The 18,397-nt window shown below is 60.5% G+C and carries 26 protein-coding genes; 3 read left to right on the top strand and 23 right to left on the bottom strand.

Going from position 1 to position 18,397, the window contains the following annotated elements:
* Positions 1-2: 2 nt before the first annotated feature.
* The 9 genes from FYK34_RS20475 to FYK34_RS20465 all read right to left on the bottom strand — a co-directional run bounded on the left by FYK34_RS20475 (position 3) and on the right by FYK34_RS20465 (position 6,942).
* Positions 3-176 carry a hypothetical protein gene (locus FYK34_RS20475; RefSeq protein ID WP_168209685.1) on the bottom strand — a complete coding sequence of 58 codons (174 nt, stop codon included), beginning with the start codon at positions 174-176 and terminating at the stop codon, positions 3-5.
* Positions 177-221: 45 nt separating this feature from the next.
* Positions 222-1,607, bottom strand: a complete 1,386-nt coding sequence (locus FYK34_RS07930; protein ID WP_149295861.1) for a phage major capsid protein — start codon at positions 1,605-1,607, stop codon at positions 222-224.
* A gap of 79 nt (positions 1,608-1,686) precedes the next feature.
* Positions 1,687-2,652, bottom strand: coding sequence for a S49 family peptidase (locus tag FYK34_RS07925; RefSeq protein ID WP_149295860.1), 966 nt, complete (start codon positions 2,650-2,652; stop codon positions 1,687-1,689).
* The gene (locus FYK34_RS07920; RefSeq protein ID WP_149295859.1) at positions 2,652-3,896 is read right to left on the bottom strand and encodes a phage portal protein; all 1,245 of its coding nucleotides are present in this window, start codon (positions 3,894-3,896) and stop codon (positions 2,652-2,654) included. Before FYK34_RS07920 ends, FYK34_RS07925 begins: the two co-directional genes overlap by 1 nt.
* Entirely contained in the window at positions 3,896-4,063 is a 168-nt protein-coding gene (locus FYK34_RS20470; RefSeq protein ID WP_168209684.1) for a hypothetical protein, read from the bottom strand. The genes FYK34_RS07920 and FYK34_RS20470 overlap by 1 nt, the downstream gene beginning before the upstream one ends.
* Entirely contained in the window at positions 4,060-5,760 is a 1,701-nt protein-coding gene (locus tag FYK34_RS07915; protein ID WP_149295858.1) for a terminase large subunit, read from the bottom strand. The genes FYK34_RS20470 and FYK34_RS07915 overlap by 4 nt, the downstream gene beginning before the upstream one ends.
* A 4-nt stretch (positions 5,761-5,764) precedes the next feature.
* A complete protein-coding gene (locus FYK34_RS07910) occupies positions 5,765-6,256 on the bottom strand; it encodes a phage terminase small subunit P27 family (protein ID WP_149295857.1) in 492 nt (163 codons plus the stop codon).
* 126 nt (positions 6,257-6,382) lie between these two features.
* On the bottom strand, positions 6,383-6,805 hold the full coding sequence (locus tag FYK34_RS07905) for an HNH endonuclease signature motif containing protein (RefSeq protein WP_149295856.1): 423 nt from the start codon (positions 6,803-6,805) through the stop codon (positions 6,383-6,385).
* Positions 6,793-6,942 carry a hypothetical protein gene (locus FYK34_RS20465; protein ID WP_168209683.1) on the bottom strand — a complete coding sequence of 50 codons (150 nt, stop codon included), beginning with the start codon at positions 6,940-6,942 and terminating at the stop codon, positions 6,793-6,795. The genes FYK34_RS07905 and FYK34_RS20465 overlap by 13 nt, the downstream gene beginning before the upstream one ends.
* 274 nt (positions 6,943-7,216) lie before the next feature.
* On the opposite strand from FYK34_RS20465, the gene FYK34_RS07900 reads away from it, so the two are divergent.
* Complete coding sequence (locus FYK34_RS07900) at positions 7,217-7,705, top strand: hypothetical protein (protein WP_149295855.1); 489 nt, start codon at positions 7,217-7,219, stop codon at positions 7,703-7,705.
* Between the two features lie 47 nt (positions 7,706-7,752).
* Here the strand turns inward: FYK34_RS07900 and FYK34_RS07895 are convergent, their stop codons facing one another.
* Positions 7,753-7,992 carry a hypothetical protein gene (locus FYK34_RS07895; RefSeq protein ID WP_149295854.1) on the bottom strand — a complete coding sequence of 80 codons (240 nt, stop codon included), beginning with the start codon at positions 7,990-7,992 and terminating at the stop codon, positions 7,753-7,755.
* A 111-nt stretch (positions 7,993-8,103) separates the two neighbouring features.
* Here FYK34_RS07895 and FYK34_RS07890 point away from each other — a divergent pair, with 111 nt between their 5' ends.
* Positions 8,104-8,316 (top strand): hypothetical protein, encoded by a 213-nt coding sequence (locus tag FYK34_RS07890; protein WP_149295853.1) that lies wholly within the window; start codon positions 8,104-8,106, stop codon positions 8,314-8,316.
* Positions 8,317-8,319: 3 nt separating this feature from the next.
* Here the strand turns inward: FYK34_RS07890 and FYK34_RS07885 are convergent, their stop codons facing one another.
* The 9 genes from FYK34_RS07885 to FYK34_RS21170 all read right to left on the bottom strand — a co-directional run bounded on the left by FYK34_RS07885 (position 8,320) and on the right by FYK34_RS21170 (position 13,651).
* Entirely contained in the window at positions 8,320-8,817 is a 498-nt protein-coding gene (locus FYK34_RS07885; protein ID WP_149295852.1) for a hypothetical protein, read from the bottom strand.
* A 21-nt stretch (positions 8,818-8,838) separates the two neighbouring features.
* Positions 8,839-9,282: a RusA family crossover junction endodeoxyribonuclease gene (locus FYK34_RS07880; protein ID WP_407923604.1), complete on the bottom strand. Its 444-nt coding sequence runs from the start codon at positions 9,280-9,282 to the stop codon at positions 8,839-8,841.
* Between the two features lie 17 nt (positions 9,283-9,299).
* A complete protein-coding gene (locus tag FYK34_RS07875; protein WP_149295850.1) occupies positions 9,300-9,644 on the bottom strand; it encodes a hypothetical protein in 345 nt (114 codons plus the stop codon).
* The gene (locus FYK34_RS07870; protein WP_231137401.1) at positions 9,641-10,021 is read right to left on the bottom strand and encodes a hypothetical protein; all 381 of its coding nucleotides are present in this window, start codon (positions 10,019-10,021) and stop codon (positions 9,641-9,643) included. The genes FYK34_RS07875 and FYK34_RS07870 overlap by 4 nt, the downstream gene beginning before the upstream one ends.
* Positions 10,018-11,415, bottom strand: coding sequence for a replicative DNA helicase (gene dnaB, locus FYK34_RS07865; RefSeq protein ID WP_149295849.1), 1,398 nt, complete (start codon positions 11,413-11,415; stop codon positions 10,018-10,020). Before dnaB ends, FYK34_RS07870 begins: the two co-directional genes overlap by 4 nt.
* On the bottom strand, positions 11,415-12,308 hold the full coding sequence (locus FYK34_RS07860) for a replication protein (RefSeq protein ID WP_168209682.1): 894 nt from the start codon (positions 12,306-12,308) through the stop codon (positions 11,415-11,417). Before FYK34_RS07860 ends, dnaB begins: the two co-directional genes overlap by 1 nt.
* A 64-nt stretch (positions 12,309-12,372) precedes the next feature.
* Entirely contained in the window at positions 12,373-12,513 is a 141-nt protein-coding gene (locus FYK34_RS20460; RefSeq protein WP_168209681.1) for a hypothetical protein, read from the bottom strand.
* A 315-nt stretch (positions 12,514-12,828) separates the two neighbouring features.
* On the bottom strand, positions 12,829-13,401 hold the full coding sequence (locus FYK34_RS07855; protein WP_149295847.1) for a hypothetical protein: 573 nt from the start codon (positions 13,399-13,401) through the stop codon (positions 12,829-12,831).
* A gap of 31 nt (positions 13,402-13,432) precedes the next feature.
* Entirely contained in the window at positions 13,433-13,651 is a 219-nt protein-coding gene (locus FYK34_RS21170) for a Cro/CI family transcriptional regulator (protein ID WP_149295846.1), read from the bottom strand.
* Positions 13,652-13,667: 16 nt separating this feature from the next.
* On the opposite strand from FYK34_RS21170, the gene FYK34_RS07845 reads away from it, so the two are divergent.
* On the top strand, positions 13,668-14,096 hold the full coding sequence (locus tag FYK34_RS07845; protein WP_168209680.1) for a helix-turn-helix domain-containing protein: 429 nt from the start codon (positions 13,668-13,670) through the stop codon (positions 14,094-14,096).
* A 357-nt stretch (positions 14,097-14,453) separates the two neighbouring features.
* On the opposite strand, the gene FYK34_RS21165 is transcribed toward FYK34_RS07845, so the two are convergent.
* The 4 genes from FYK34_RS21165 to FYK34_RS07825 all read right to left on the bottom strand — a co-directional run bounded on the left by FYK34_RS21165 (position 14,454) and on the right by FYK34_RS07825 (position 17,407).
* Complete coding sequence (locus FYK34_RS21165) at positions 14,454-14,789, bottom strand: helix-turn-helix domain-containing protein (protein ID WP_149295844.1); 336 nt, start codon at positions 14,787-14,789, stop codon at positions 14,454-14,456.
* Between the two features lie 112 nt (positions 14,790-14,901).
* Positions 14,902-15,249, bottom strand: a complete 348-nt coding sequence (locus FYK34_RS07835; protein ID WP_149295843.1) for a helix-turn-helix domain-containing protein — start codon at positions 15,247-15,249, stop codon at positions 14,902-14,904.
* Positions 15,250-15,725: 476 nt separating this feature from the next.
* A complete protein-coding gene (locus FYK34_RS07830) occupies positions 15,726-16,643 on the bottom strand; it encodes a hypothetical protein (protein WP_149295842.1) in 918 nt (305 codons plus the stop codon).
* Positions 16,644-16,783: 140 nt separating this feature from the next.
* A complete protein-coding gene (locus FYK34_RS07825) occupies positions 16,784-17,407 on the bottom strand; it encodes a BRCT domain-containing protein (RefSeq protein ID WP_149295841.1) in 624 nt (207 codons plus the stop codon).
* Positions 17,408-18,397: the final 990 nt, after the last annotated feature.

The raw sequence follows: 18,397 nt of genomic DNA, 5'->3' as shown, positions 1-18,397 counted from the left end.
GATCAATCCTTCTTATCAGGCTTGCTTGCCGATTCGGCGCTGAGTGCTTCGTCCGCCGGGCCGATGATGCCGGCTAGCGCCAGTCGCTCCAGCAGCTCGCGGTCGGCATCCGTGAAGCCGGCCACCTCGCCGGGGTTGTACTTGTTCCAGTGTTTGAGGATTTTCACGCTATGCATGGGGTTCTCCGGGATGGGTGGCCCGCCGAAGCGGGCCGGATGGGCTTACTTGCCCCACTTGACGCCGGTGCCGATGGCGACGCTTTCGACGTGGCGCGGGCCGAAGTCGTGCTTGGCGATCACGCGCACCAGGGTTTGGTCCTTGGAAAAGGCGCTGACCAATTTGCCGTCAGCGCCGGTGTAGGTGGCCTCCTTGGAGAAATCGATGGTCAGCGCCTTGTCCTCGCCGATGAAGCAGTCGGCGAAGTCGCAGAAATACAGCTCGGACTCGTTGCCGCCGGCGCCCAGGTTGTTAGGGATCTGGGTGGACTTGCCGACCGGGTAGCCCTTGAGCATGCCCTGGGCCAGCTCCGGATAAACCTTGTTGCTCTTGCCGTCGCGCAGGCCCTCCAGGAAACGGAAGGTACGCGGCGACATCACCCAGCCGGGGCTGACCATATTGGCGTCCACGCCCTCCAGCAGCAGAATCAGCGCGTTCAGGAAGTCCTCGACTGCCTGCAGGAAGGCAGCGTCCACCGTAGCCGGCGCCGGCGCGGCGATGCAGTTGCCGGGCAGCGCCCAGCCGCGCAGACCCTTGGGCGTATTGTTGCTGCCATCGCCGCGCAGAAAGGCCAGATCCTCGCGCGCGGCGACGGCGGAGGTCAGGTCGCCGACAACCACCTGTTCGACGTCCGGGCTGATGCCGGCGTTATCCAGCAAGTCATTGCTGATCGGCACCAGCGCCGCCATTTTCTTGGCCGACAGCTTCAGGTCATCGAAGCTCTGTTCGGTCGCCGGGATATCGTTGTCGGCGCCGATGTAGCCGACCGATGCGCCGCCCTTCAAGCGCGGAATGGCCAGATTGCCGTTTTTCAGCGGCAGGGAGCGAGCGCCCAAGCGGCGCACCACGGCCTTAGGCCGCAGCAGCTCGATGATCTCTGTCGCCATATTGGCCGGGATCAGCACGCCGCCGGCGGAGGGACTGCCGCCGTTCAGCGCCGCGGCCACGTCGGCGCCGAAGCCGTTCTTGTCGGCGTAATCGGCCGCCATGCGGTAGTTGCCCTGGGCGTGGATCAGCGCCACCGCCATGCGGGCGACGGAGGCACCCTTCACCGTAGGTTGGGCCGGGGTGGCATACGGACGAGCCGGCAAACCGGCGGCCACGCGAAGCACCTCCAAATCGTTGGCACTCGCACGATAGACGCCTCCTGCCGGCGGTGCGCCTTGGGCATTCAGGGTATCGACCTGCTGCGCGGCGGCGGCGATCATGCGCTCGGCGTCTTCCAGACGGGCCAGCTGCGCGCCCAGTTGGTCAAACTCGGCTTTCAGCGCATCCAACTGCTGCAGTTGTTCAGCGCTCAGCGCGGTGCCGCCGGACTCTTGCATGGCGAGGGTTTGCACGGTCGCCGCGATATCGGCACGGCGCTGCTTCAGTTCCAGAATCTTGGACATCAGGTTCTCCAGACGTAAAAAAACCGCCATCTAGGCGGGTGGTTGGCTTGCCCTGTCGGGCGCTGACGCCGTGCGGCGGTCAGGTGTGAATGCTCATCTGCATGGCGGCGGCCAGCGCGTTGGCGCGTCGGGTAGTAGGCGCGGTCGATTTGCGGCGCGCAGCCACCTCGGCAGCGATGCGGTTGGCGGCTTGCTGCTGGCTCTCCACGCGGTCGGCCAGACCGGCCTCCACGGCTTGCTGGCCGTAGAACAAACCTGCCTCGGTGTCTCGTATGGCTTGAACGTCCAGCCCCCGATAGTCGGCGACGGTTTGGCAGAATTGCTCGTAGTACAGGTCCAGCAGCCGGTCAGCGTTCGCGCGCGCGTCATCCGACAGTTGCGTGTCGCTGGCCATGTCGTTCTTGCGCGCGCCGCGGTACAGCGTGGTGACGGTGACGCCTTCGGCTTCCAGCTGCTTGCTGATGTCGACGTGCTTCATGATCACGCCGATGGAGCCGACGCCGGAGGTCTGGGACAGCACGATATCGGAGCAGGCGCAGGCGAGGGCATAGCCGGCGCTGAATGCGCTGTAGTGGACTAGAGCTGTGATCGGCTTTACCTCGCGGGCGGCGCGGATGTCGGCGGCCAGCTCGAAGCAGCCGGTAACGGCGCCGCCCGGCGTGGCCAGGTCAAGGATGATGTGCTCGATCTGCGGATCGGCCAGGCCGGCGTTCAGCTGCGCGCGGATGCTCTCGTAGCTGGTCTGGTTGGCGCACAGGCCGACATCGTTGGCGCGGGGCACCAGGATGCCGGACACAGGGGTGACCAGCACGCCGGTCTGCTGCGCGGCCTGCTGGCGGCGGTCGGCCGGGCTGGCGGCCGGGCTGGCGGCCTCGACTACGCCGGCGCCGTCGCCCTTCCAGGCCATGGCCGGCAGGCTGACGTTGACTTGTTGCAGATTCACGCCCATGCGCGTGCCGGCCCAGGCCACGGCCTCATGCAGCATGTCCGGCAGCACCATATGTGGCTGATTGAACAGCTGATGCAGGAAGAGGTGTTGTTTCATCAGGTCTCCAGAATCTGGTGGATGGCCGCTACGCTAGCGGGCGGCTGGCTCGCGCCGGCCTGCACCATGTTGAGCGGCTGCAGATAGATGTCGCCGCCCGGTATCGGCGGCAAGTTTTCCAGGCGGCGGATGTCGTTGACCGACAGCCAGCCCCATTGCCGGCCCACGGCATACGCGGCGTAGCGGCTGGCGGTGTCGCCGCGCATCAGGCCGCCGACGTTGAACTCGATGTAGTAGTCGCCGCGCTCGCTGGGCAGCAGCAGGTCGCGCATCATGGCCTGCTCGTGGCGGCGCAGCCACGGCAGCAGGCAGTAGATGACGAACTCGATGGCCTGGTGCTCGATATTGTTGTTGGTGGCGCGCTCCAACAACCCCACCTTGTGCGGCGGCACCTTGAAGATCTGCGCCAGCTCCAGCGCCGACATCTTGCGGCTGTCGATCAGCTGCGCGTCCTCGTTGGTCATCGACAGTGGGCGGAAGGTCATGCCGTCCTGCAGCAGCGCCACCTTCATGGCGTTGTCCGATCCGGCGTACTCGTTTTTCCAGGCCGCCTTGATCTGCTTCACGCGCTCCGGATCCAGCGGTTTGAGCTCCTGTTGCCCTACGACTGCGGGACGTTCAAGCACACCGGCCAGGTGGGTGCCGTTGGCGAACACCTTGGAGGCGTGGTTTTGCGTGGCCAGCGCCAGGCCGATGGTGTCGCAATGCAGCTGGACCGGACTGACGCCGGTATAGCCATTCAGCGTCCACCAGCGCACATGGTGGATCAGCCGCATCGGCACCGGTTCGGCACCGCCGATGCGGTAGTAGGGCAGGTTGTCGCTGCCGCGCAGCACCTGCACCTTGTTGAAGTCCAGCGGCAGCAGGGCGGTGGGCCGCCCCGCGCCGTCTCGCTCGATGAAAGAGAAGGCGCTGCCGCGCAAGGCTGCGCTGATCTGGCATTGCTCGCGGTATTCGATGGGCGTTTGCCACGCATTCGGCGTGTCGTGGACCAGGTTATAGACCGGATGATCGGTGGCGCGCTCGCGCGTGTCGCCCTGGCGGCGGTACAGTTCGCACGGCAACTGAGCCACAGATTCGGCGATCAGCGAGACGCAGGCCTGCAGTGTGGTCAGCGCCAGCGCCCGCTCCGGTGTCACCCGCAAGCCGGCTGCGCTTTGCGCGCTGGCGCCGAGCAGGCTGGAAATCCAGCCGGAATCCGGGCTGCCGACGCGCTGATCGCCAAATTGGCGGGACATGAACATCAGGTGACTCCTCTCGCGGCGGCGCGCGCCGTCAGGTAGGACCAGGCCAGCCCGAACAGGCCGCCCACGATCCAGCCGGCGGCCGGATGGAGCAGGGCGGCGCCGGTGGTGACGGCGCTCGCGCCGAGCAGGCCGATGGCCAGGGTGGCTTTGTCGGTGGGGGTCATAGGTAAACCTCGTCTTCGTAGGCCGACTTGTAGCCGGTGTCGGGTTGCTCCGGCGCCATGGCCCGCGTCATGCCGATGATCAGCGCGACCGCGCCGTCTATCTTGTTTTGCGGAGCCTGCTTGTCCGGGAACAGGTTGTCGTTCTTGTCGGCGCGGGCGGTCACGTTGGACATCATCCAAGTCAGCACCGGGTCGCCGTTGTGGTGCAGCCGGCCGGCCTTCAACGCGGCCTCGATTTCGCGCATGGCCGGCGTCAGGTAGATGGCCTTCATCGGCACGTCGACCACAGTCGCGCCGCCCTGCGTGAGTTGCTGCGCGACCCAGGCCGCGCCGAACTTGTCCTGGCAATACTCCGTCACCTGGAACTGGCTCGGGAGGTCTTCCAGATCCTGCAGGATCATGGCGAAGTCGTTCTCCGGCCCATCGTGCTGCTCGATCCAGCCGGCGTTGCGCCAGCGCACATAGGCGGCGCGGTTAGGGTTGTCGTCGGACTCTAGCGTCTGCTCCGGCAGGTAGTGCTTGGCAAAGACGTAGTAGTGGGCCTTGCCGAATACCTCGCGCTTGAAGATTTTCAGGATCGCGGCGAAGTCCAGCTTGCTTGCTAAGTCGTAGGCCGCGACGCACTCCTCGCCGGCGAAGTCCTCCTCGCGCAGCGTGGCATCCGCCGCGGCGTGCCAATGGACCATATTGACCCAGGCCGATTTGGCCGAGCACCAGACGTTCAGATGCTTGGTTTTGAAGGCGGTTTGCTTGGACGGGTTCTGCGCCGCTTGGCGCTGCTGCGCCAGCAGGTAGTCTTCAAGTACCGAGACGCCGAAATTCGGATTGGCCTTGCGCAGCGTGGCCGGGTCATACGGGTCGTCGTCTTCGTCGGCGCCGAACATGACGCAGAACAGCTGCTCATTCTCCACCAGCCCCTGCAGCACCTTCTCCGCCTCGATCCGCTTCTCGTAGCAGGGCCCGGCCAGGTTATAGCCGGCGGTGGTGATGATGAAGGCCAGCGGCTGCTCGCGCGCGCCCATGCCGGTGATCATGGTGTCGTACAGGTCCGGCGAGTCGTGCTCGTGAAACTCGTCGATGATCGCGCAGGACGGTGATGCGCCGTCGCCAGGCTTGCCAATGATGGGCTCGAAGCGGCTGCCGTCCTCCGGCAGGGCCATGGCCTTGGCGTAGATCTCCGCGCCGGCGGCCTCGACCAGCTCCGGCGACCGCTCCAGCATCAGCTTGGCCGGGCGAAACACCTCCCAGGCTTGTTTCTCGCTCGACGCGCCGCTGTATACCTCGGCGCCATACTCGCCATCGGCGGTGAAGCAGTACAGGCCGACGCCGGCGGCGATCACCGATTTGCCATTCTTCCGCGGCACCTCGTTGTAGGCCTCGCGGAAGCGGCGCAGCCGGGTCTTCTTGTGCAGCCAGCCGAAGGTGTTGACGAAGATGAAGGACTGCCAACCGGCCAACTTGATCAGTTGCTGCTCGCGCGCCCACTTGCCTTTGGTGTGCGGCAGCTGCTCGACAAAGGCGCAGGCGCGCTCGGCTTCCGCCTGGTCCAGCTTGAACGGAAAGGCCTTGGTTTTGCTGCGCCTCAGGTCATCGAGGAAGCGCTGGGCGGCAAGTCGCGTCCACTTGCCCGCCGGGATGCGGCCAGCCACCACGTCGCGCGCCCATTTCGTGGCAGCGGTGACGTGCTGTTGAGCCATGGATTCATGAGGCCTTCTTGGGTTTCAGCAGTTTGGTGAATCGGTTTTGCGTGGGCTTGTCGCCGCTCACGCCAATGCGCGTGCGGCTGGACGGATCCAGCCCCAGCAGGGCCCCGAAGCTGGCCAGCTGCCGGCCGGTCTCGTTGATGATGGTGCAGGCCGGGTTCTTCTTCGGCCCGAACGGCGTTTCCACCACCACGCCGGTGCGATGCACGATGTCCTCGGCGTCGCGCCAACGGCTATAGGCCTGGCAGAACATCTCCAGATTGTGCAGATCGACGCCGGTCAGCACGCGGGTGCCGGCCAACTGCGGCGCGAGTTCGTGCCACTTCTCTGTAGCCAGCGGCGCCAGCCAGGGCGGCGGGGCGGGGACGTCGATAGTTTCGTATTGCGGCTCGTCATCCCGCAGCGGGCGCTTGCCCGGATTGCCCTCAATCACCCGCAGCCGGTTGGGCTTCGGTTTACGCCCGCCGCCAGGCGCTCGCGGTCCTCCCATGCGCGACCCCCAAATTTTTTATTTCGCGGCGAAAAAATAAGGCCGAGACACGCGGTTCCGGCCGCCGTTTCCCCCTGAAGGATTGACTACCCCCTACCCATCTGGGCAGAAGCTGGCTGACACGCATCAGCGATTGCCGAATCCGCCATCCTCGCGCGCCGTCTTGCGCGAGTGGCAGGGCCGGCACAAGGACTGCCAGTTGCTGGCGTCCCAAAACAGCCGTTTGGCCTCGGCTATCCTGGCTGGATCACCGCTCTCCATTGCCTCGCGGTAGCGCGGCGGCTGGATGTGGTCCACATGCTCGGCGGCCACCAGCCGGCCGTCGCGCTGCTGACATTCCACGCAGAACGGATGCTGGGCCCGGTAAGCGCGCGAGGCGCGAGTCCACGCATTGCTGTAGCCGCGCTCATGCCGGCTGCCTCGGCGCTGGTCCGCCTGTTTGGCCTCTGCTTGTGTCCGCTGCTCATGGAAGGCACAGCGCCGTGCCGGTGGCCGGACCAGCGCGCCACAGCCCGGCGCGGCGCACAGCTGAGCTGTCAGCCCCGCCATAACCAGTCCTCCATCAACACCAGCCACGCCTCGCCCTTGCTAGCAGCCTCGCAGCTATCCAGCTCATGGAAGCCGCTGCGCACATGGTCATCGACCACATAGTCGCGGCCGTTGAATTGCAGATACCAGATGGGCATGAGGCGGGCTCCAGATACGACAAAGCCCCGCGCGGTGGCGGGGCTGCAGAATGCAAAAAGCCCGAACTCTAGACGTAGTTCGGGCTGCTGTAAAAATGGTAGTTTTGTTGCATCAGGCTGTCAAGCCCAATGTGCTATCTAGCCAAAATACTTCGACTATTCGCAAGGCCAGGCGTCATGTTGTGGTTTTTACGTAGCTCTGTGCCACTTCCCGGCTGCTAAACTATTCGGATCGAAATGCAAGTTCTAACAACGGCAAATAGAGGATGTGATTATGGATCAGGCAAAACTGACAGAAGCAAACGAACTGGCATATGAGGCGTCCAGGCAGTTAAATGCGATTATTGTGCGACGGGTTGCCATCCAAGATGCCATCATCCGCTGGCTTGCCAAAGGTGAAGACGAAATCTGCGATATTGTCCTTAGCAATGGAGCGGGAGAGAGCCAATTAAGACTCACTGTTTTTGGGTGGCCAATTGAGTTGCAGTTTCATACAGTTGCACAAAAAGGGTCTGCCTGCGAATTGGTTCTATTACTTGATTTTGTCTACCTGAACTTGGATAAGCCTGAGTCCATCTACACAGCCTGGGTTCCTTCAAATGGTCGATTATTTGATGCTTCAGGGTCGTCAGACTTCCCTTGCGATAAACCGATTTCTATTGAGAAACTGCTGAAAATGCTCATGCTTAGTGTATACAAGAGTAAACTCATGCAGGTTGATACAAGTTCTGGAAAATCATCCGGATTCTTTGAGATTTTCTAGGTAATGATGTGGGGCTGTGCATGGCCCCAATATTCGGTTCGTAAAAATCACCTCAACACCGCCTGCGCGCCGAAATAGATCACAACCATGCCGACGATGCTTCCTACGGTCTGGCCAATCTTCCGGCGCGCGCTTCTACTCAGGTTTGTGTTGCTCAGTAGCACCCGCGAGACAAGCAGTCCTGATACGAGTATTGCTAACGTTGCGATGAGGACGACATAGGCCAGCATTTTTACTGGCTCCATGGCGTGTTGGATCGGGCCGACGAGATCGATTTGGAGTGGCATAACAGTATCCATTCATATCATTTGGATAGATTGTAATGCCTTCTGCAGGCTAAAGCAGCCACCTCGTAAAACAAGGAGTAGCAGCGATGAGGGGAAATTTCAGGAGAGATCATGTCGAATAGAGCACAGCAAAGCAGTATGAAAAAAGAGGCTCGCACCACCGCGGAGGATGAGCTGGGCAATTCAGTAACAGATTTGTTGGTCGGTGCCGCCGGCAAGGTAGCTGAGGCGGCAGGGGCGGTAGATGCTGAATCGGCCCAAGTAACTATCGATAGCATTGATCAGAGTCTAGCTCGCCGTAAAGATCTGCAAGGCAAGCGATAAGCCTCACGCCGCTGCCGCCTCATATGCCGCCTCATACCTTAGCCGACTAATCATCTCCGCCAGCGGCGCCTCCAGAGCGGCGTAGGCCTGGTGCATCGCCTGCTCCAGCTGGCGGACGATCTTCTTGCCGTAGCGGTGCAGGGTAGTGTGGTGAACGCCGTGGCGGTCGCCCAGGTCGCGGCAGCCGGGGCCTTTGCCGGTGGCCCATTTACGGATGATGTCCAGGTCGGTCTTGTAGCCGTATTTGCAGGGCGTGTGGGTGGTCAGGTAGATCATTTCGGTTTCGCGCTTGGTGTGCAGCGCCCATAGCACAGCGCGCTGAAGGTTGGGCAGCCGGTTGATCTTTGCCATGATCATGCCCGTCTGTGCAATCTTCTCGTGCATCGTCAGCGACTCAAACTCCGGCGGCTCGTACACGCCGAATTTCTGGGTCTTAAGCAGCAGGGTGGTTTCCATTTGGAAGCACAGCCCCACCAGATTCTGAATTGTCGATGCGTGCATCTCACTCCCCCTGCTTGTTCATCATGCTGCCTGGGCGTTTTCGATCGGCTTGATCGTGACCTTTACGCCTGGTTGTTCTGCGTACCGCTTGCTCTTCACCACGTCACACACCAGCACGTCGTCCTGCCAGACGACTTTGTTCAGCGCGTCGTAAACCGCCTTTTCGATGTTGTCGATGTCCGGCTTCACCGTGGGCAACACCAGCCCGGCCAGGGCCAGCGCGCGGCGGCGCTTGGACCAACTGGCCGGCACCGGCACGAAGATCCGCATCACCACGTCAACGGGGCCGGTCAGCAGCGGCTGGCTGCCGATGGCCTGTTTGGCGATCCACGACACCAGCGCCTCGTAGTTGGCGGTTTTGGCCGGGGTGTAGTGCCGGGTCATGGCTTTGGCCTGGCCGTCGGCGCCCTTGCCGATGCGGGTGGCGCTGCGCGCGCGCTGCTTGCCGACCGGCGGGCCAGGGATGAAGAAGGTGATGGTGTTCAGGGTCTGGCCTCCGCGTCTTCAGCCTCGCACGATCCCTGTGTCTTGATCACGACAGGAATGGATGCTGATATCTCACGGGGCTCTCGCAGAGCAATAGCCATCCGGTCGCACCATTCGGCCATCTTTTCCAGCGCAGCATCGAAGCTCGGCGCATTCAGATCCGTCAGCGTCAGCTTGGCTGCCACCTCGCCGATGCGTGGATCAAAGACGACGATCAGTTCTTGGGACAGCCTTGTGCCATCCAGCCCAGACGTTTCGTGCGAAACCTCGTAGCATGCAAGGAGCGATCTTCCGAAAGGTCCGACTTGTTTCTCCTCGATTTTCTTAAGCTTGATGCTCATCCCAACTCCTTCAGCCGCTGCTTATCGATCTTCACCAAGCCGGCCAGCGCCAGCTTTTCCAGGGTCTGCACAATGGCGCGGTCCATTTCCTTGCGCCGGAATTCCAGGTTGAAGCGGTTGCCATTGTCGATGGCGTGGTGGCAGGGCAGGCAAAGGGCCGCGGTCAGGGCGTCGGGGTTCTTCAGCGCCAGGCCTTTGCCTTCGTTGCGATGCGCCACCTGGACGGCCAGATTGCTGCCGCAGCGGACGCATTGGCGGATGGTGCCCACGGCGGCCAGCCAGTCCGGGTTCTTGCGGTAGTCTTCGCGACGGCCGGTGCCGGGCAGGTCGCCTGGGCGCGGCACGACTTTGTCAGGCCGGGCGGTGCTGCTGCTCATTCGTCAAAACCTCCTGAGTGTTTGCGGTGGCCAATAGCGGGGCGGGGCGCCCAGCCGGCCTGCAGGTTGGTCATGCGTACGTATTGCCCCTCCCAGCCCAGGCGGACGGGCTTCACTTCGCCCTGGCGCAGCTTGCCGATGATGATTTCCACGGTGCCGATGTCCGGGCTGTCAGGGTTGTAGTATTCGTCGCGGTATGGAAACAGCACGGCGTCGGCGTCTTGCTCGATGGCGCCGGAGTCGCGCAGGTCGGACATCATCGGCCGCTTGTTCGCGCGGCTCTCAACCGCTCGGGACAGCTGGCTCAGCACCACAACCGGGCAGCCCATCTCTTTGGCTAGCGCCTTCAGGGCGGCGGAGATGTAGCCAATCTCGTAGTTCCGGTTGTCGCTGGATCCGTGGCCGGGACCGCGCATCAGCTGCAGGTAGTCGATGACGATCAAGGCCGGGCGGCCATGGCGGCGTGCCAGCTGGCGGCATTTGTTGCGGACTTGCTCCGGCGTGAGTTGCGCGCGGAAATCGATCTGCATCCTCAGTTCCTGCACCACGCCGGCGTAGTAGGTGAGGCGCTGCCAATCCTCGTCCTCAAACCTGCCGGAGCGAACGCGGTTAAGCGGGATACCGGCCAGGCTGGCGACCTGCCTGTCGCCCAGCTGCTTCTCGTCCATTTCCTGGCTGAAAACGAACGCGGGGCCGATGAAGCGCGAGACGTGTTCCGCGATGTTGATGCCCATGACGGTTTTGCCCATGGCCGGGCGGCCAGCGATGATGATCAGCTCGCCGGGCTGCATGCCGCCCATGCGTTGGTCCAGCTCGGCAAATCCTGTCGGCGTGCCGTCCATCTCCCCCTCGGGCATGGTGTAGCGGCGGTCGATATTTTCGATGGTGCGGCGGGCCAACTCGACGGCATCCAGGGTCTTTTCCTCCGAGCCGCGGTTGGTGGTCAGCATCTCCAGCGCGCCGGCGGCGCGGTCCACCAGCTCGGCGGACTTCACGCCCTTGGGCGTCTGTAGCCCCCCCACTAGCTCGCCGGTGATGTGGATGGCCTGGCGGGCAATGGTCTTGTCCAGCAGGATGGAGGCGTAGCGGCGGATATTGGCGGCGGACGGGGTGTTCTGCGCCATGGTGGCCAGGTAACCAAACCCGCCAGCAGCGTCCAGCTTGCCCTGGGCGTCGAGGGCTTCGCCAACGGTGACTACGTCTGCGGGCTTCCCATCGCTCAGCATGGCGAACAGCACCTGGGCGATGTAGCGGTGAGCCGGGTCGAAAAATTGCTCTGCAGCCAGGGTGTCGCTCACCTTGTCCCAGGCCAGGTTGTCCAGCAGCAGGCCGCCCAGCACTGCCTGTTCTGCTTCCGGGCTGTGCAGCTGGATGAACTCGCGGTCGTCGTGCATCAGTTTGCTCCCTTCCTGTCAGCGGCTTGGGCGGCGTTGCGCGCCTGCAGGCCGGCGGTGGTCAGTTCGCAGGTGCCGTCGTCTTTCAGGAACCACAGCTTGTACCAGTTGCGGCGCACGGCATCGCGGAAGTGGGCACGCCAGTCGAGCTGCTGCTTGCTGGCTTGCTTCTCGGTGTACGTGGTACGGAATTCAACCCAGGCCAGGCGCAGGAACTCGCGAGGCAGGCCGGCCTCGTCGGCGTAGGTGAACACCGGATCGTCCTCAGGGATCAACTTCACGGCGGCGGCCTTCATGGCGTCGCGCCATTGGGCGAAGGTCTGTTTCACGCCCTTGGCCCTCGGCTTGCGCTTGGGTTTGGGCGGCGTAGCGTCTGCAGCAGGGCTGTCGGCGGTGGCCGGTTCGCCCTGGGGGGATACAGGGGGGTTATTACTTGTCTTTTGGGATTGTTTATTGTGTGTATCGTTTTGATACGCTCCAGCGTATCGTTTTGATACGTCCGTATCGTCAGGCGTATCAATTTGATACGGGGAGGAGTCCCAAGCCGCCGGCGGGTTAATCGACACCAGCATGCCAAAGCGGCCCTTGCTGGCGCTGACGATTTTCATGCCCAGCAGCTGCTGCAAGGTCTTGCTGGCGGCTGGGCGCTGCATGCCTGCCACCTCGGCCAGCTGGGTGATGGTGCAGTCGTCCTGCTCTTTGCCGTAGCCTATGGTCTTGCGCACCACGGCCAGGGCCAGCTTGAGCTGGCGCGCGGTCAGGTCGGCCGCCAGCAGGGCGTCCATCAGTTCGTTGGGGAAGGCCAGATATCCCTCCTTGCGCGGCGGAGCGCTCTCCACCACGCGCGCGGCGCGGCGCTCAGCCAGGCTCACCACATTCTCGGCGGCGCTCATGGCTATGCCTCTCCGGACAGGGCAGTGAAGTGGTTGAAATCCTTGTTCATGTTCTGCATACTCATCACGAAACCTCCTCATAACCCCCGCGAGCCGCGCCAACGGCGTTGACCGGGGGTTTGGTTTTTCTGTGGGCCTGCCAGCCCGCCATTTCGATCAGTGCGCCGTTACGCGGGCCTGCGCCATAATCGTCCTCGACGGTCATCCTTCTTTCCTCTCGCCTGATTGCATGCCATGGCACGGGCGAGGGCTTTCTTTGATGACCAGTCGTCTCCAGGTAACAGCTTGCCTATGTATGGGCTCGCATCCCGGCAGTTCTTTCTGGCCTGTTGGGATGCGGTTTTTCTTCCATTTGCCATGCAAGTTGCTGTTTGAATTGGGTAATTCGTGCCCCATAATTCAAAGGCCATGTCGTTACCACTCGATGTGGCAGCCCTGCGTGGTTTGTGAGTACTGGCGCCACGTGTTTGTACGCCTCGCCTCGTGATCCCCAGGACGGGGCGAGGGCTTTTTCCCCTTCTCATTCCCGCCCACCTGACAACGCCGCGTTGAAGGCTTTCTCCCAGCCGGCCATCTGGCCCTTTAGGATGCGCATCTGCTGCTGAGCGCGGACAATGTCTTCCCTGTCCTGCTCGTCCACTACGCCATCCGCCACAATGCAGGCGAGGGCGCCTATCATGTCCGCGGTGGTGTGCATGGTCTTGGCGAAGGTGGCGGCGTCGGCGCGGTCAATGGCCGGCACCGCGGTCATGTTGTGCCGCTCAAGCAAGTCCGCCACGCAGCCGGCGCGGTACTCGCCCTGCAGAGTGGCGATCCAGGCATCCAGAATCTCCAGCGGCAGCTTGATGGTGCCCTTCACCCAGCGCTCCACGGCGAGGGCGTTTTTCTTCTGGATGCGGTAGTGGTCGTCCACGCTGCCGTCGATGGGGATTTCATCCAGCGGGCAGGTGCGGCGGTCCTCCGGCACCATGTCGAGGTAGGTGTCGGTCAGCGCTTCAGCGAACTTCAGCAGCGGCTGCCGGGTCTCGGTCATCTGCCGATCCGCCCAGAGGATCAGGGTGTCGGTGGGAGATTGAAACTGTGGTTTTCTCATCGTGGATTCCTTGCAAGGTGCTTGCCATACTTCACTCAGTAGATGGCCCTGATGAACTCGACTTTGCCCAGTCTTCCTTATCCATCCGGTCCAACTCAGGGAAACGTCGGATCAACTGGTAAGCGCTGCCGTCGGGCACGGTCTCGCCCCACTTTGCAACCGCAGCAGTGGAGACGCCTAGCGACCTGGCGATGCGAGCTTTTGAGCCGCGGCCAGGACCAAAGTACGAAACGACAATGGCTGTTCTCATGCTCAGGATGATAACTATGGTTTACACTCAATGCAATCCTAGGTTTGCAAAATATCCGCTAACCTTGGTTATCATGGAAAATACTCTTGGAAGCCGGATTCGCAAGGCGCTAGACGTCCTTAGCGAGAAGACCGGAAGCAAAAAAACGCCAAACTGGCTTGCTAACCAGGTTGGCGTGTCACGTCCTGCTGCCTACAAGTGGATGAACAATCCAACAGCCGGGATTGACGGGGAAAACCTCTACAAAGCTGCTAAAGCTCTGCAGGTCAGTGCGGACTGGTTGGCATCTGGTAAGGGCGAAATGCAATCAGAGGCTAGTGGCGGGGGATATGTTGCTGCCAATACTCTGGAAGAGTTGGTGCGCCAGGTGAAGGAGAAGGGGCCTGACGAGGTGCTGCAAGTCATTAGATTGCTTGCGGAAAATAGCGCGAAACTACCAAACTAAAAGGCGACCTTGCGGTCGCCATTTTTCATTCCATTCCTCTGAAAAGCTCTTTGAGTTTATCAAGTAGTGACTTCACCTCTCCTGCATACCTGAGTTTTAACTTACCAGCTTTGTCAATTTTAAGACTCAAGAACGCCAAATCCGTGCTGTGGTATGTATCGATCGGCCTGAAGTAATGGCAGCTTCTCGTGTGAATGCAAGGTGCTTCGGCCAACTTCTCATTGCAGGGCATTTCCTACTCCATTTATCACGTTATCAAACGTTTTATGCTTATGGCGGCTCTGAAATAGAGCGGCGGGTGCAGGAAATAGCCTACGGCAGAATGTCGAACAAGGGTAGTGTATGCAGTTGGAGTAATTATTCTGTTTGACACAAATCTGTGTCAGAAAACCTGTCTGCCAGGTCTATGAGCCGCTGTACGTCACTGGACGAAATGTCAGTCGACTTGGCGAATAGAATTTGGCATAGCATCATGTGCTCGGCATTCATGTCCGAGCCTCTTCGCAGGTGAGAGGGGCTGACGTTCAGATATGCGGATAGCCTGAATATCTGCTCATCATCCGGTATTTGGTATTTCAGCCAGCGATTTACGGTAGACCGGCTGACCTGAAGGTGGGCTGCAACGGCTGTTACGGTGATGCCGCGGGCCTTGATGGCTGCCCGCAGGCGGGAGTGAATCGTCTCGTCGGACACGGGCGGATACTACGCATTATTACGTACTCTTTACAATAGCATCCGAACCGAACAAATTTGTGTCAAAAATCAGGTGCGCATATACAACATTGCATTAAAGGTCAGTTGACTCTTACCCATTTCGTTCTGCTTGTTTTTTTATGAGAAGGGTCATCAATTTGCCGATTTCGCCTGCGCCGCGATCCAGCAGCTTGTCGGCCAGGTCATCTAGGCTGTCGGCGGCAATGTAGGCGGCCTCGGACGGCGATAGTGGATCGCGCGGGCCGCGGCCGGTCTGCAGCCACTCGGGCGTCACCCGGAGGGCTCTGGCCAAGTTCGCGAGCCGGGTGGTGCTGCGGTTGTAGCCGTTTTCCAGGCTCTTGATGGTGGAGGGGCTGACCGACGCTTTGCGCGCCAGCTCCGCTTGGGTCCAGCGGCGCTCCAGCCGCATGTGACGGATACGCTCGGCGAGAGATAGCATCCCGGAATTTTGAGCGACGCAAAGGTTGTGATAGTACGTTTCTTAGTTGTGATTATAACCAGCGAGGACGTGAAAAAGCCCGCGCTGGGCGGGCTTGTTGCTAGGGGCGGTCATCTCACTGTCAGGCTGATCATCCCGGTAACGGCCGCGTATGCTCCCGCATAATATCCGATCATTAACGCTGCCAATGCGGTGCTGGTCAGGGTTAGGCAAAATGTGATAAATCGCACGGGGTGGCTCCTGCTGGGTTGTGGAGACCCCAGCATGGCATGAGCACCCAATCGAGTCGCCCTAGAAATAGCCGGTTTTTGGCCGCATTCCGCGAAAATGGCTCAAATCGTGCCGCCGGCGAATCTGTTTTTTAAAAAAAAACGGATTGAGCAGTGCATTGTGAATTCGAAAAAACGCCCGCGAGCGCGGGCTGTCTGTCGTTGCCGGCCGGCGCGGCCAACAAAGAAAAAACCGCTGCAGCGGGTTTACTCTTCATCGGCAGAGGGCTGCGACAGGGGGAGGCTGATCTGCTTCATGCCTCTTCTGTGATCGAGAACCTTAAGTATGGTGTACTCAGATTTCAGCTTGTCTCCATCAAGACGCTGCTTTTCTTCAATCTCCACTCGAAGAGTGTCCCCACGGCTAAATGTAGCTTCGTTTAAAGCAATTCGGTTAATAAATTCCAAGTCAGCAATGGTTGCATAAAAAGAGCTGGAACCATCGAAGAACCGCCACTTATTTGCTTCAGAGAACTCAATGCGTTCGATCTGCACAGACTTCAGATACGTGTTCGAATCCAAGGAAATGCTGGCTGGCGGCGGCGACTTGAACCATGCAACCTGATCCTTCTTGATGACCTCGTACACTTCTTTGTCCGTGCCGACTGCAAACGTATCAATGCCTTCACGTTCTAGCGGCTCAAGCATGGCCTCAAGGGCGCGACGAAGCTCGTAGTCACGAATTAGCTCAAGCACTTCAAGCTCAACTTCTAGCGACTCCTCATCGATATACAAGGTGGCCTTGCCTTCCTCCGTCTCGATTTTGTGGACCGCCCTTCCTCTCGTCCAACGAATGACCTTTATGACACTATTGAGTCCATCTTTTGCGCTAATTCCCAGAAAAGACATTAGCGCAAGGGTGGCAGTCACTTCCTTGCCCGTCAGTAGATCCACTGCATGTGACAAAAAACCCTGCACCAAAGCAAAGTCTATATTTACGCTGCCAGTCTTCAGCGAGCCTTTGACGTTGACAGATACCTTTGCTCTGCCATCATTCAAGACCCTGTTGGCATGCTCAAGCACATCACCCACAGCTAATAGCGCAGGCGCAAGCACCCTCACATCAATCTCGTGAGTTTGAAGCGCGGGTCCATCGTAGGTGATGCGAAAATTCTCGTGTTTCATAGCATCCATTATGATGTATCACCTCTATTCCTGTCGGCATAAATTTCACATCAGCACCTCTACCAGCCAGTACGAAGTGTGATGCCTGCGTCAGGCGCAAGTGGGGTTGCGCTTATGGCAGCGGGGTTCCTTGGTGACAGCTAGGCTGCGATCGAAAAGGATGCCTGTAAGGTCTTCTCCGGCAGGATCGCAAGCCTCGCCCCCTTCTCACGGCATGCAACGGCTTTCTCGATCTTGTTGCCGAATGTGCTGTATTTCCAGTCCCTGCTGCCAATCTCTCCCACCACCAGGTAATCCAAGGCCATTTTCACGCCGGATGCAATGAGGCCGCCCCTGGCCTCTATCTCAGCGATGACCACGCTGCGCGGGCCCATCTCGAACGTCCCGGTTACGCAGAACAGCTTGCCTTCGAACTCGATGGCGGGCGCCGGCGTGGAGTAGGGTAAGTCCGTGCTCATGGAGGGCGCATCCTCGCATGGGTTCTTGCCGGCAATCTGCCCGATCAGCCGCAATAGCTCCAGCTGCTCGTCCTCGTCTACCGTCCCGTCAGACAAAATCTGCGGGATACGCTCCACCAGAACGGACATGGGCCACTGATCGAGCACGTGCGGATGGGTGTGCAGCCATTGACCCATGAACTCGACCTCTTCGGGCGCCACTAGGCCGTCTGCGACCACCCCTTTGCATATCCCGATGAACTCGGAAACGTCTCGCTTGATGCGTTCCTTGGCTTGAAAAGCTGCGGGTATCTGATCGTGCTCCATGAATTTTTCGCAATATTTGTCTGTGACATTGGCATTTTACTCCGCGATGGATGTGGCATAAATGCAAACTGAAGTTAAACAAAAAATGAAACCATGGTTGACATCAATGGAAACCAAGGTTTACATTACGTCTCATCAACACCGCAGCGCCCAGCGCGTTGCGCCCACACCGACACCGGAAAGCCTAAGCGGATGCGAAGAGCGAAGCGCGCGGCGAAGAGCAAGGGTCGGTTTAGCGGATGAATGGCGGAGAGCCAGGACGCGGGGGCCAGCTAAGAGGGGATGAGGTCGAGCCGCCCCTCTCGGAAGCCGCCACAGGGCGCGGTGCTGGTGACCGCTCTTGGAGATTTAGAAGGACTGGCGACTACGGCCAGGCGACCGAGCAAAGGAAGCGAACAGGTGGAGTTGGCGAAAGGCGAGTTACCCAGCCAAGGGAAGCGCTGCGGCGCATGGGGTACTGACCGCGTGGCGAGCGGGTAGCGCATAAATCAGCCTTTGACACGTAACGGCACACCGCATTGCCGATAGCGGCGCGACGATGGACGAAAGATTCGTGACGGCGGGAGAGACCGCGCACCCTAGCAATAGGGCTCACACTGAAGCGGCGGCGTGGAAGGACACGCGGGATAGCACAATAGACACTTTCCCGAAGCCGGTATCAAGCCCGGCCCGCTTCGGTGTGAGAGCAGCACACGTCGGCGCGGCGACGAAAAATAGCCCGTATCCGTGTTTTGACAAGGCTCGCTGGCCCGGCGGTTTGCTCAGGGCATGCAGGAAACAGGCGAGAGCGGCCTGCGCAAGAACGGCTTATACGACTGGCCCGGTCGCTAAACGGGCACCAACAGGAAAGAGGGGGCGCTAAAAAAAGGATCTCCCGAGCTGCGCGCAGTACCAAACGTCCGAGAGGGCGCAGCAACAAAGGGTGTACTCCTCTTTTTCCTGTTGGTGAATCAGCAGGCGACGTTAAAGGCCAGCACCAATACTGCCGCT

The sequence above is a fragment of the Chromobacterium paludis genome, assembly GCF_008275125.1.
In the GTDB taxonomy this organism is placed as follows: Bacteria; Pseudomonadota; Gammaproteobacteria; order Burkholderiales; family Chromobacteriaceae; genus Chromobacterium; species Chromobacterium paludis.
Note: the sequence above shows the minus strand (reverse complement) of the source record. Positions and strands in the feature narration are given on the sequence as shown.